11 protein-coding genes are annotated in these 13,440 nt (G+C 43.8%); 2 read left to right on the top strand and 9 right to left on the bottom strand.

Annotated features, from left to right (window positions below):
* Nucleotides 1–141: 141 nt before the first annotated feature.
* On the top strand, nucleotides 142–495 hold the full coding sequence (locus AB4249_RS06940) for a hypothetical protein (protein ID WP_017072193.1): 354 nt from the start codon (nucleotides 142–144) through the stop codon (nucleotides 493–495).
* Nucleotides 496–689: 194 nt separating this feature from the next.
* On the opposite strand, the gene AB4249_RS06935 is transcribed toward AB4249_RS06940, so the two are convergent.
* From AB4249_RS06935 to AB4249_RS06915, 5 genes are all read right to left on the bottom strand, one after another.
* Entirely contained in the window at nucleotides 690–1,586 is an 897-nt protein-coding gene (locus tag AB4249_RS06935; RefSeq protein ID WP_017060509.1) for an RNA polymerase sigma factor RpoD/SigA, read from the bottom strand.
* A gap of 414 nt (nucleotides 1,587–2,000) precedes the next feature.
* Complete coding sequence (locus AB4249_RS06930) at nucleotides 2,001–2,333, bottom strand: Hpt domain-containing protein (RefSeq protein WP_017060508.1); 333 nt, start codon at nucleotides 2,331–2,333, stop codon at nucleotides 2,001–2,003.
* Nucleotides 2,327–3,916, bottom strand: coding sequence for a response regulator (locus tag AB4249_RS06925; protein WP_372102644.1), 1,590 nt, complete (start codon nucleotides 3,914–3,916; stop codon nucleotides 2,327–2,329). Before AB4249_RS06925 ends, AB4249_RS06930 begins: the two co-directional genes overlap by 7 nt.
* Nucleotides 3,917–4,205: 289 nt before the next feature.
* The gene (locus AB4249_RS06920; protein WP_017060506.1) at nucleotides 4,206–5,756 is read right to left on the bottom strand and encodes a DHA2 family efflux MFS transporter permease subunit; all 1,551 of its coding nucleotides are present in this window, start codon (nucleotides 5,754–5,756) and stop codon (nucleotides 4,206–4,208) included.
* Nucleotides 5,757–5,759: 3 nt separating this feature from the next.
* Complete coding sequence (locus tag AB4249_RS06915; RefSeq protein WP_017072190.1) at nucleotides 5,760–6,824, bottom strand: HlyD family secretion protein; 1,065 nt, start codon at nucleotides 6,822–6,824, stop codon at nucleotides 5,760–5,762.
* Nucleotides 6,825–6,952: 128 nt separating this feature from the next.
* On the opposite strand from AB4249_RS06915, the gene AB4249_RS06910 reads away from it, so the two are divergent.
* Nucleotides 6,953–7,855 (top strand): LysR family transcriptional regulator, encoded by a 903-nt coding sequence (locus tag AB4249_RS06910; protein ID WP_017064671.1) that lies wholly within the window; start codon nucleotides 6,953–6,955, stop codon nucleotides 7,853–7,855.
* A 68-nt stretch (nucleotides 7,856–7,923) separates the two neighbouring features.
* Here the strand turns inward: AB4249_RS06910 and AB4249_RS06905 are convergent, their stop codons facing one another.
* From AB4249_RS06905 to AB4249_RS06890, 4 genes are all read right to left on the bottom strand, one after another.
* Nucleotides 7,924–10,272 carry a glycoside hydrolase gene (locus tag AB4249_RS06905; RefSeq protein WP_372102642.1) on the bottom strand — a complete coding sequence of 783 codons (2,349 nt, stop codon included), beginning with the start codon at nucleotides 10,270–10,272 and terminating at the stop codon, nucleotides 7,924–7,926.
* A gap of 103 nt (nucleotides 10,273–10,375) precedes the next feature.
* Entirely contained in the window at nucleotides 10,376–11,188 is an 813-nt protein-coding gene (locus tag AB4249_RS06900; RefSeq protein ID WP_372102640.1) for a DUF2861 family protein, read from the bottom strand.
* Nucleotides 11,188–11,835 carry a response regulator transcription factor gene (locus tag AB4249_RS06895; protein ID WP_372102638.1) on the bottom strand — a complete coding sequence of 216 codons (648 nt, stop codon included), beginning with the start codon at nucleotides 11,833–11,835 and terminating at the stop codon, nucleotides 11,188–11,190. The genes AB4249_RS06900 and AB4249_RS06895 overlap by 1 nt, the downstream gene beginning before the upstream one ends.
* Nucleotides 11,813–13,222, bottom strand: a complete 1,410-nt coding sequence (locus AB4249_RS06890) for a DUF3404 domain-containing protein (protein WP_372102636.1) — start codon at nucleotides 13,220–13,222, stop codon at nucleotides 11,813–11,815. The genes AB4249_RS06895 and AB4249_RS06890 overlap by 23 nt, the downstream gene beginning before the upstream one ends.
* Between the last annotated feature and the right edge of the window lie 218 nt (nucleotides 13,223–13,440).

The following is a 13,440-nucleotide window of genomic DNA, read 5'->3' as shown; positions in this document are numbered from 1 at the left end:
AGTTGCCCTCATTAAAGCCATGTAGAGTTATTGATACATGGCTTTTTTTAATTTTTTTGTTGTTTGTTTCGATAAATAAACTTGAGAACAGGTAAATATGTCCTTAATTATTAGAAGGGTCAGTTAGACAGGAGTGAGGGCATGTATCGTTATGTCAGTTCACCGCAAGCGTCGAAGTACATAGTGCCACCACCTCAACATCGAGAGTTGTCGAGTGTGGATGTGCCTGAGTCCGAATTAGAGATGCGAGAAATATTGAATAATTGGTTTGCTGATGGTTTAGCGCCCATTATTGAAAGTGAAGATGACTACATCTCTGCGAGCGATCACGTTCGATTTGAAAAGCTTAGCCGCACCGTTGGGATGTTGTTGAGAAACAAAGATTATTATTTTGCGGCTAAACGGATTTTATCAGTGTGGGAACAAGATTGTCTTGAAACCACTTATATCAATTATCTCATTTTGCGCAGTGAGCGAGTCACTTCTTTAAGGTAAGTTAATGGTGTGGCATTTGTCATTTTTCATTAGGCATTAGGCATTAGGGATTAGCGACTTAGGGTTCGTGTGCTTACGATCTTTTTATTTTTCTAACGAATCAGCAAACAAAAAGGGCAAGCTTGGAGGCTCACCCTAAAGGTCTTTGTTTTGGCTTAACGTTATTTTCAACTAATTCTCAACTGGGTTACGACTTACACCCAACCATCAAATTTGAGTCGTTTTTGAATTCTTTCGACCGCTTCTTTCTGCATTTGTCTAACACGTTCATTAGAAACATTCACATCCAACATTTGTCCGACCTCAGACAGCGTTTTCACCTTGTTATCAAAGAAACCAAAACGGTGGATGAGCACCTTTTGTAATTTTGGAGGAAGTGTATAGATGATTTGTTCTAGAGCTTGGGTAAAGGATTGATCCTCACAATCTTGTTGAGGGTCTGGGATATATTCACTTTCGCATTGATCAAGCACCATAGGCGCATGGCTAGTTCCAACCGTTGTCGTCACGTCAATAAACCCGCTTAACGCCACCAGTTGATCGACGCGTTCGGCCTTTACACCTGAACTGTCTGATAGCTCAGAAATTGAAACCTCTTTACTCATTTTTTTGCTTGCATCGAGCTTTTTTGAGGCGAGGCTGTTTATTTCTTTACACACGTGGGCTGGCAATCGAACGGTTCGACCCGTGTTCATGAGTGCGGCTTCAATGTTTTCGCGGATCCACCAAACAGCATAGGTTGAAAAACGATAGCCTGGTTCTGGATCGTATTTGTCGATGGCCTTAATCAAGCCAATGTTGCCTTCCTCGATCAGGTCGAGCAGGGTGAAATTATTGCCTTTACGTTTTAGGTAACTCTTTGCGATTTTCACAACAAGGCGCAGGTTTGATTCGATCATGACATCACGCGCTTTTTTATCACCCGCGCGATTCAATTTTGCGTAATACACCTCATCTTCACGCGACAGCAGATCAATGCCAACAATATCTTTCAGATAATGAGCATAAGGGTCTGCACTGGTAGAAAATGATTCGGTAATGGGTGTTTCATCCGTGAGCCCCTGAAACGCAGCAAAACTATCGTTGTTCATTTCCTTGTCCTTATCTAGCCGACTGAACGTTTTAGTTTTTTTTATTATGCCACCAAGTGATTAACGCTTGGTTTCATTAGAGTGTAGATAACAATTTCTTCTTTACCAATAAATAAAATGCAATTTCGTATGTTTATGTCACAAAAAGATCTACAAATATTTAACTATTTTGCATCTCATCAAGTGTGTTGGTTTTTCGTTTAAAACATTAAGACGGATAGTTTATAAAGCATGTGTTATACATCGGTTTATCTAGATAAATGACGTGAATTTATAGGTGTGGGTTAGAACTATAATTGAGAGGAGAAATGATGAGAAAAATGTTAAGAGTCGAGGTTCAATGTTTCCAAGCACCTCAACTCTTTTAGCTGTGTCGGCTGTTAAGTATCGCCATGCACGTTTTAATTCTATCGACTAATAAGTGCTAAGAACCTCATCGATTTGCTGATTAATGATCTTCATTTCGCTGTAGATAACCGAAAGATCATCATCTTGCGGCGCAAGCTTATTGAGTGTGTTTTGTTCTACTCTTTCCAATGCAACTGTGGCCGTTTCTTCACCAAAGCTGGCTAAAATGCCTTTTAAGGTGTGCACGGTAAAATGAAGCTTGCCCCAATCTTGTTGTTGAACCAACTCTTCGATCTCTTGTAGCGAATTGCCATGGTCTTCTTGATATGTAGACAAAACGGCGTAAATGACGTCTCTGTCATTGTCTAAATAGGCGTTTAAAGCATCAAAGTCTAGCATGTGGACTCCTGTCGGCTGAATGTTGAAAATGGGCTAGGCGGCTTAGTGGAAAAACCATACCTTGATGAATCACTAATCCATAGATTCCATTTTGGAGGAAGTTCTAACTGTAAGATTTCTTCTAGATAGTCGTCGCTAAGTTTCTCATCTATATGAGCTTTATTGACGGCGTATATATAGTCAAGTTTGGCGGCAACTGAATATGGGTAACTGTGAATGTAGTCCTTTATTTCTTGGATCGAACCCAAATTTTCAATGTTTATACACGTTGAAGGGTCGACATTTTTGGACTCAAGTTGGTGATTTATGGCTTCTCCACGAGATTTGAGACATTCCACTGTTAAATGATAAAGAGAGTACTCACCAAAGTGGGCGAGCATGGGTAATAACTGAGTGAGCAAATAAGTCGGTTGGCTGTGGAAATTGTTCGCTAACAGTGTCGAAGCTCTAATCACTTTTTTGTGGGCAATCTGAGGGCTATTTTCGATGAGCAATATGCTGCTCTGAAATAGGGCAAGGCTGGCCAAAACTTGCTGCTGTTGTTTTACCGGAAGTTTCAGGTTTACCAACTCGGTGAATTGGTTGGCGTGCTCAAGCAAAATACGTTTGTACTTTAGTTGCGTCTCGCGCTGATACGTTGCTTTTAAGGAATTAAAGTGCGCACCAATGGAATGGATGACATCAATGTCAGCAGCTGAAATGTGGGTTGCATACATCTCACCTAACTTTATGATCATATGTGTGTTATCTGCGTTCTCAGCTAAGTCGATGGCCCTGATTGCACGATGGCTGATGCTGGGAGTCATCTCAAATGCACGAATCGCTAATTTAAGAGCAGGCAGCAGCATTTTATGTTTTTCATAGATACAGCTTAAGCAGTCAATCACGCTCAATGAGAGTGGCTGTGCTATTAGAAAATTGTGGAGCTTATCTATGGCTAAATTTGGCTTGCCTAAGCTGTCGAGAATCAGCGCCTCAGCCACCAATTTGGTTGGGTGCATGTTGGTTTTGGAGTTGTTAATGACGCTAGAGAGTAACTGCCATTTCTTACCTGCAATTAAATGTTCAATCAATGTCGCTTCGAACTGAACGCTAGTACCATTAGGGGAGATCGCCAAAGCTTGAGCTAATCTCTCTTGACTGGCAATGGGATACAAATCATTCAGTTGGGTGAGTTTCTTTGAAACGGACACGGCACTTTGGATCTTTTTACCCAACGTTTGAGTATTAATCGGTTTAGAAACGAAGTGGTGTGCTTCACCTGAAAGGGCGGTTAATACTGTTTCCTGACGCATATCCCCAGAGAGCAAGATTGTCGCCACCGTATGATCGATGAGGCGATTTCGATACAGAATGCCCAACAGCTCAAAGCCAGTAAAAGACTGTTCTAAGTGGTAGTCAATGAGGAGTACATGAAAAGAGTGTGTCTCGACCGCTTTAATTGCTTTTCGATAGTCGGTCGCAATAAAAATACAGTCGCGCGAAACTCCCAAACTAGCCAGTTGCTGCTTAATAAGTATTGTTGCGCTTTTAGAGTCGTCGACGATCAAAATTCGAAGGTCTGTTGGTAAGGTCAAATCCATTTTCCTTAATACCAAATGTTATTTTTTAATTTAGGTGTCAAGTTGCACATTGTCAAGGTGCCTATATCACATACAAACACTCAATAAACTATTGGTAATTAAAGAGTATTAGATAACATTTATGAAAGCCTTCAAACGCAGGTGACTTTTACCTGATTTTAGTGGGGTTATACGTGTTTTAGAAATAAAAAAGAGGCAAGCCGATAAGCTCACCTATCTGTTTTATTGTTCGAGTTTTTATTCGAAATGTTGTTCTTTGCTTGAAGTTTTATTTACCGAAACTCTAGCGTTAATCACGCATGTTTAGAATCAATACTGCCGCTAGAGCCAAGAACGCCGTCATCATTAAGAACACATCGTTGTAAGCCATGATGGCTGCGTCACGTTGCATTGTGCCGAGCAAACTTGCTTGTGCTTGTTGCATCGCAGTTGCGGCATCACTTCCTGACTGAATGAAAAACGCTTGTTGTTGCTGAAGCGTCTGCCAACCAAGTTGACTCACTGAAGGTAGCGACTCCTTGATGTGTGCTAAGTGCTCACGGGTTTTGTTATCCAATAGCGTAGCGATAATCGCGATGCTGAAAGCGCCCCCTAAGTTCCGCATTACGTTGGTTAACGTTGATGCGTCTGGCGTGTCCATTTTGCTGATGTTCTTCATGGCAACCAAAGACAGCGGAACCATGATGAACGGACTACCAATAGCACGCAGAACCATAGATAAAATCAGCTGTTGCCCGCCAAAATCGATTGTCATGTGTGTATTTACGTAACAACTAAAACCGAACATCGCGAAGCCAAAGGTAACCAAGTACTTAGGCTTAATGATCTGTGTTAGCTTTGGCACAATTGGGAATATCAGAAGCTGTGGGAAACCCATCCACATTAGCACTTCACCAATTTCCATCGCGTTATATTGCTGAATTTGAGTGAGATACATCGGTAGAACATAGATAGAGCCGAGCAATGCCATTCCTAGAATCAAATAGGCGATACAAGACATCGCAAATTGCCCATCCCGCAATAGCCGCAGGTTAACCAATGGCTTCTTGTGTTGGAGTTCGTTTATCACGAAGTAAACCAAACTCACCGCCGACACGATACTCAAGCCAATAATAAAGCTCGAACTGAACCACTCTTCACGGTTACCTTCTTCTAACACCACTTCCAAACAACCTAGCCCTAATGCCATGGTGGCGATACCAAACCAATCGGCTTTTTTCAGCGTGCCAAGGTCGAGCTTTTCATCGTCCAAGCCATATCGGATCATGGTGATCACAAGCAAAGCTGGCGGAATATTGATGTAGAAAATATAGTGCCACGAGAAGTTCTCCGTCAGCCAGCCACCAAAGGTAGGGCCAATCGATGGAGCAAAGGTCGCGGTTACACCAAACAGTGCCATACCCACAGCACGCTTGTTGACCGGCAATAACTGAATCACCAGCGAGAAAGCAAGCGGGATTAGAGCACCACCACTGAAGCCTTGCATCGCGCGGAAAACGATCATCGAGGTCATGTTCCAAGAGAACGAACACAACAAAGATGAAATGGTGAAAATGGCTGTCGTCCACGTGATATAACGGCGTTTACCGAGCGCTTTAGAAAGCCAACCACTGAGTGGGATAGCGATCATCTCTGCGACTAGGTAAGACGTAGAGATCCACGAGCTTTCATCCAAGGTGGCTGATAGCGCACCTTGAATATCTTTGAGAGACGAGTTGGTGATCTGAATATCCAAGATCGCCATAAACGCGCCAATCAAGCCGCCAAATAGGGCGATCCAATGGCGTCTCGAAACCTCGTCATCATCATTTGTTTGGGTGACAACACCAGCGTTACTCATGGTCTAGCCTCGTTTATCGATGGTCGCTACCACAGACAAACCAGGAAGCAGTCGACCTTTCAACTCTTGCTGATCTGGAATAGTAATTTTAACCGGTACACGTTGAACGATTTTAGTGAAGTTACCTGTCGCGTTTTCTGGTGGTAGGAGCGCAAATTTAGCGCCAGTCGCAGGGGAGAAACTGTCTACCACACCTTCAAGAGGCTGCCCCGGGAACGCATCCAGCTCTACTTCAACCGTCTGACCTTTGTGAATACCACTTAGCTGTGTCTCTTTGAAGTTGGCTTCAATCCACACTTGGTTGTTTGGTACCAAGCTCATCAGTGGTGCGCCTGCTTGAATCAGCAAGCCTTCACGTACGCTGCGTTTACCAATCACGCCATCTGCTGGCGCGTAAATTTTGGTGTAATCAAGGTTAAGCTGTGCTTGATCTCTCTGGGCTTGAGCTTCGGTCACGGATGCATTTGCTTGCTCAATCTCACTAGCGATAACGGTTAATTGGTCATTGGTTGCAACGAGGTTTGCTTTTGCTTCTTCTAAATCTGCCTGAGTTACTTTTTGTTGTGCAACCATGCTATCGACTTCATCTTGAGACGCGTAGTTACGCTTTAGTAAGCTACGAGAACGTACCACTTGTTGAATCGCGCGTTCGTATTCAGCTTGTGCAGAATCAACGCGGCTTTCTGCTTGATTGATCTTGCTACGTTGTAACGTTTGTTGTGCCACTAGATTTTTGACGTCTGATTGCACGACGCTTAAATGGGCGTTTGCTTGAGCGAGTGCTGACTGGTAATCACGGTCATCGATTTGAACCAGCAAATCACCTTCTTTAACCGATTGGTTATCACTCACATAAGACTTAACAATATAGCCAGAGACCTTAGGGCTAATATTCGTGATGTCGCCTTGTAGGTAGGCATTGTCGGTAGATTCAAAGTACTGGCCATAGCCGTACCAGTATCCAGCACCGGCTAAACCCAATGACAGCATGATCGCAGTAGCAATAAGCGGAGCTTTTTTACGTTTTTTTGTGCTTACTGTTTGCGAAGCGTTGTTGTTCTCTGTCATTTTTTCTTTCTCATTTTGTTTTTATTTAGATGTAACGAATTGTAAATGAATTCGATTGATTGATAAGATAGGAAAAAAGGGAAACACTGTTGCAAAAATCTAACTAATGGCGCTTTGGGAGAAGTACGATGGACTTAAATGCTGTGACTGTTTTTACACAAGTTGTTGATTGTGGGAGTTTCACGCACGCAGCTGAAGCATTGAACATGACCAAGTCGACCGTCAGCCGAAAGCTAGACGAGCTGGAACAGCATCTAGGTGTGAGGTTGATCACTCGTTCGACACGAAGTTTAGTCTTAACGCCAGAGGGTGAGCGCTTTTATCAGTCGAGCATGCAGATGCAAGAGATCATGAACCAAGCTGAGCTAGAGGTTTCAGCCAATCAGGATTTGATCCGAGGGCAGTTAAATGTTGTGTTGCCTGTCGAATTGGGGCATCAAGTATTAGCTAAATACATCCACAGCTTCCTAAAAGAGCACCCAAACGTGACTTTGAACTTAGAACTGTCGAATCGAGAAGTCGACATCATTGCGGAGGGGATCGATCTTTACGCACAAATTGGTGAGCTAGTGGACTCGAGCTTGGTTTCTCGCTACCTCACAACATCAAAGCGTGTATTGGCAGCCAGCCCTGAGTATTTAGAGCAGTTCGATGACGTCTCTTCACCCGATGATCTTGAACCGCCATTCAGAATGATTGAGGTGGTGAACAAGGCCGCGCGTCTACCCAAGTGGCATTTACAATTAGAAGGCGGAGAGTCGATTTTGATCGATCTACCGTGTCAGTTGCGGGTGAATACCATCACGGCATGCCTAACAGCGTGTGTGGATGGGCTCGGCTTGGCGGTGCTTCCTGAATTCATTTGTCGGGAACACTTTAAGACAGGTAAGCTGATTCGTCTGTTACCTGAATATGAGATGCCGGAAGTTTCAGTAAGCCTAGTGTATGCAGACAGGCAGTTGATGCCGAAACGTAAAAAGGTCTTTATCGACTATCTACTGACTGCCTTTCAAAATAGGAAGCAAAAGTAACGGGGAAAACCTTAGCGGTTAAGTGCTTAGGCTTCCTATTATTCGTTATTGTCTAAACCGTATCGAAGCTAACTATGATCGGGCTGCCAGTCGACGACTTGCCCATTCGCCAATATAGCTTTGACCGATAGGGCAGCAATATCGACACCGTTGTAACGAAATGCCTTGTTAGAAAAGTTAGCAATGATCTTACTCCCGTCACTGAACTCAGTTTGTTGAACATCGCCGCTCTTATCTAACCATTCGGAATCGACTAACTGTTTATCCCATAACTGTTCGTGCATTGGTTCAAAGCCATCTTGATAGTGTTTGAGTGCTTTGATTCTCTGGCTTGAACTTGATAAAGCTTCATCTCTGGTCAAGTGAACCATCGGTGGTGTGTTGTACAGCATGGCGGTTAAGTCACGTTCTGCTTGTACATTAGTGAACTTAAGGCTGTCTGAATGCCAATGGTGCGTATTGATTACTTCATCATGGAAAACGGCTTGGTAAAGTGGAATTCGATATTGAGGCGAAAATAGTAGCGACTTATAGGGCTCTTTAACCTCGGCCGGCTTAAAGAAGAAGTCGGGCTTTTGGTCTGGGTACCAACGACCTAAGTAATAGGGAGATTGGCGGTTCTCTTTCATGTCTTTGTCTGTCCAACCAAAACCAACCGTTTCTAAGCCGTGTGCAAACGCGATGCCTTTTGTTGTTAGGCTGTTGCCGTCTTCAGAGCCTAATACTAACGAAGGTTGCTCGCTAAGCCACTTCATTCGGTTGTTGAACGCAGAAAGCATGTCTGATTCGTCGTTTGTATTGCCATTACTGTCTATAGAGACGCGGTAATCTTCACGTGCCATGGCGGTTGCATCAACATCTAAGAACAAGCTGTTGAAGTTGCCGAATCTCATAATGTCTTGAGCACGCTGTTTTACGTATTCTAAATGGCAGTTCGGGTTTAAGTAAAAGCCGTTTCCACGAAATCCTTTTTTCAAACTCCCATCCGCTAGTTCAATCGCACAACTTTGACGCATCGGCTCTGGTAATTGAGCGGTTAGCCAGTTGTCATTGAGCTTCGCAGGAATTGCGGTGTTGTAGGAATCGTAAGTACCGACCAGATATCCGGACTGTTTTGCCAGACCCACAGCGTTAGGTTGATAGAATGCTGGCATCCAATTATCGAATCCTAGCCACAGTTTTTTTAAACCTGCCTTATTTAGATTAGCGACCATGTCTGAAGACAGCGCTTGTCCCCAAGTATCTGACGAGTTTAGGTACGGGGAAGCGTGCTTTAGCAACCAGTTCTTCTTATCCTGTGCTGCTTTGTATTGCGCTTTAATCGTGTTGTCTTCGAGTGTCGGATTACCAACAGGATATAACACCTGCAATGACTGGATAATAGAGTCCAACAATAGTTGTTTGTGATACTGACTGAACCAACCTTTACCCTTAGATAGTGACGACAGTTCTCTTTTCGCTTCCGCAGAAACGCTTAGTTTAGAGCCCTCTAGATACCATGTTTTCAATCCCCACCAGTCACTCACATCTTGGATGCTTAATGGGTCTTTGCCAAATAGGTAAACGTGGCTCGCGCCGATCAACTTAGTCACATCTGGATTGCGCTTTTGCTTTGCTACAAGCGTTTCAGACTGGTCATTATTGATGCGCCAATCTCGGTATTGTTTGGCACCATCTAACCACGAGTCTCCGAGGGTGATACGAACAAGAAAAGGTTGTGACTGATTGAGCATCGTAAATTGGTGTGCTGCCTTCATATCAATTTTGGTTTTTGTATTTGAGGAAGCATTAGAGGATGCATCTGAAAAGAGCAGTTGATTGTTGGTTGCATTAACCATTTGATAGCTAATGAAATGATTGTTTTGCTGTACTGTCCAAAAAGGCATCTTCAAGTCTTGAGTAGTGTTACTTCCAGAATGGTTACCGACGAGATAACTTGCCCAAAGCTTGTTGTCAGTAGGCACGCGCATACCTTCACTAAACGGAAGAAATAGTGTCTGAGTTTGTTGTTCGGCAAGATCAAACCACGCCAATTCGATGGGTTTGTTTCGTTTCACCTGTATATTTGAAGGTAAGCTGAACTGAAAAGTGAGCTGGTCTTGATTAAGCTCTGCCTTAACGTTTATTCCACTGGGTACTAAGGTCCAAGTGGCGATTTTTGCTGAGTCAGCTTTATCTGAAAAGCCAATGACCAGATTGGTCGCTTTCTGTGGTTGGCTATCAACGGTGAGAGCAGCACTGTTAACGCTTAAGCCGTTCCAATCGACCTCTAAAGTATTCGATGAGGTAGCGACGGTATTGTTGTTACTGGTGAGCGTTATTTGGCTCGCTTGTGCGTTGGATGAAAACAGACAAGCTGTTGTTAAAGCCACAATGGCAAAATTAGAAAGATTGAGTGGGTGACGTACGCTGAGCATATTTAGATTCCGTAAAGGGTAACTACGGTTATTACACCTAAGTAGCGCTAGTGCTTTGTCACCTATATGTCTCTATTTTCTGTTTGGCTTTAGTGGTTTTCCATTAGAAAGGCACGGCGACGCGCTGCACATATTGGACTTCAATAGCGCCTTGGTATTCAAACATTTCAACCGAAGCACTCAAGTGCTTGGCTTTGGTTCCAAGTGGACTTTCTGTGGGAACGGGTGCTTGCGCTGTTTTGATTGGCACTTTGTAACCCAGCAGGTTGTAGTTTTCATCAAACCATTGCCAACTCACGTTAGCGTCGGGGCAGTTGTCGATCACCTTTGGAGGCGAGAGCACGATATGTGGTTCGCTGAGTTTACTTTCGAGCGTCAGCCATCGATTACTGTTATTTAAAGCGACAATAATAGGGTAGTGATTTGAACCTATCTTTAGTTGATAAACACCAGATTCGGGTTTGATGAACATTTCATTGGTTTCAATCTCTTGATACTCATTATTGGAAACGAGTTGCCCATCAAGAAGGACTTTGCCTTTAGGCGATACCAAAGAAAGAGTTTGGGTTTCTAAGCCTTTGTTGAGTTGCTCGGCAGAGACTTTGATTTGATAACCGTGCGACGACAGGCCATAGCGTCGAATGAAGCTGACTTGGATGTGGTGTTTCGGCTCTGCACTTTGTTTTAGTGAGGTTCCACATTGAGTCTGGCTTAATATCTCTTGTTTGACTGGCAGCCAAAGCTCACTATCGAGTGTTTGTTGATCGAGTGCGATTTGTAGCTCTTGCCACGCAACTTGAGGTTGACCATCAAGCAACGATTGATAGGTGTGCTGCAATGGCGTGTCAGTAAACCAAGCCGCATGACTTGCGAGCGGCAATGTGCAGAGCAGTGCGGCTAACGAAGTAACTTTCATTATGATTCCCCAGCCAAGCGGTAACCAACGCCGCGATGCGTTTCGATATTCAATGTTGGCAGCTTCTGGCGTAAGCGCAGTATGTGATTATCAATAGTTCGGGTACTAGGAAAGGCCTGATACCCCCAAATTTTATTGAGTAACTCATCTCGGTGAAACACTCGGCTTTGGTTCTGAACAAACAGTACCAATAGCTGAAACTCTTTAGGTTTTAATGTGACTGGGCTTTCGTCCAGATAAGCGATTCGTTCCGACAAGTTGATTTGGATATTTGCGTAATTTAAGAGGCTCACACCTAACGGACGTAGCTGGGTAATGACTCGAGCAAGTAATTCGTCGTTAGAAAATGGCTTAGTCACGTAATCTTTGGCACCCGCCATTAAACCTTCAACACGTTGTTGAACTTCGACTTTAGCGGTCAGCACAATCACAGGCTGCGCTTTGAGGAGCAACCAGTTTGGAAGGTGTTGCAAGCTGTCCCCATCTTCAAGCTGTCGATCCAATATCACAAGATCGGCTCGAAACCATTGCTTACTGGCACTCTCTGAATCCTTCGCCCAAAGGCATTGGTAACCATTGGATTCAAAGAAGCTGACGAGGCCTTGTCCAAGCAGTTGGTCGTCTTCAATCAGCAGTAGGGTGTTCATAAGCAATTTCCAAAATACATCGGGTTGGGTTACGAAGAATAATGAGGCGGCCATTCGCTTGCTTCATCAAGTGCTCGACAATAGTCAGGCCAATGCCCATGTTATCCAGTTCGTGCGTTTCACTTGGCGTGACACCAGACATGAGCCGTTGTATCGGTGAAGGGAAGTGCCCCTCGTCTTGTACCTCAATCGTCAGCTTGTCACCGAGTTCGACCTTTACCAAAACCTCACCTTTACCATGTTGTTTGGCATTCTTGATTAGATTATCCAAGCAGATGGTTAGCCAGTAATAGGGAAGGTTCAGTTCAACTTCACGCGCTTCACATTGATAAGAAATATTGTGCTTTTCACAGACATGATCGAGCCACTCTTCTAATGAAGCGTTTTGCTTCAACAAAGGCTCTGACTGATCCGAACTTAGGTACACTTTGCTGTTTTCGGTGAGCTGAGAAAGCCTTTGATAGTCAGATATTAAACGCCAAACCGCACTTTGAGTTTCATCAGAAAAGTCATCGTAGCGATTTCTAAACATTTCGACGGTTAAGCCTAGGCTAGTAATAGGCGTGCGCAGTTCATGAGTAAGAAGCTGTAAAACGAACTGCCTCTCTTTTCGTTGTTTTGTTCTTAGGTATAAGACTCTAGCGAGCCCGGAAAGCAACGTTAGCAGCAATGTAAAGATCAACGTTTTCATGATCAGATTGTCATTGCTAGGCTCGTTTAAGCACACGTTACTGTAACGAAAAGTACAGGTTTCACCTGCCAAAGATACCTCTTGTTGCTCTGCGATAGGTTGCCAAACATCTAAGGGAATAGCTTTCCAGCCTTGTTCGCCACTTAACCAAAGCACATCATCTTGTTGCCAAGCGCGGTATCCATTGAGCAGTGCTTCTCTGCCTTGTGCACTTAGGCTTTCTAGTTTGTTATATAAAGGGTGCTGAGGGTTGGTAAGACTCAAAAATGGGCGTATCTGCTCGGTCACATCTGGGTAAGCGGCTAAATAACGACCAGCAAAGCTGCCACCGGCAGGGTGACGTTTGGAGTGTGCTGCAAACCAAATCGAATCCAATGTTTGTTGCTGACACAGAGCGAGCTCGAACTCGATGGCTTCATGTAATGAAGGGTTACTGCTTTCAATCGCTTGGCAGTGATCTTGTATTGACGCTAACGCTGCGATGTCGTCCCAACTGAATTGGTTGAAATCAGGATAGCGGCTATTTTCATGGAGCAGAACTTTCGGATACTGAGCCAACTCTTGTTGAGATACTAAGAGTGGGGATGATTGCCAGCTCAGTTGATACAGAGTTTGCCACTTGTCTTGCAAACTTTGGGCATTGGCTAGAGCTGGGAGCCAAAAGATCAAGCTAAGGGCTAAGGTAAACCTGCGCATCCAATCATTCTCGTTAAAAGTCGTGGGGCGAGTCTAAAGAGTTTTGGACGTGATTTGTAACCTGAATGTCAACAAGTGTTCCTTTAACAACAAATTGTCGAGTGGGTCATGTTTTAAAATAATAAATTAAAAATACAGTAAGTATCATTTGAATGGATTAAACTAGGTAATTGTGTACTTATTGTCATTGTTGGGCGGATGGAGGGGACTATACTGGG

It is taken from the genome of Vibrio sp. 10N.261.55.F4 (assembly GCF_041470465.1).
Lineage (GTDB): Bacteria > Pseudomonadota > Gammaproteobacteria > Enterobacterales > Vibrionaceae > Vibrio > Vibrio crassostreae_C.
This window is presented reverse-complemented; position numbering and strand designations above follow the sequence as displayed.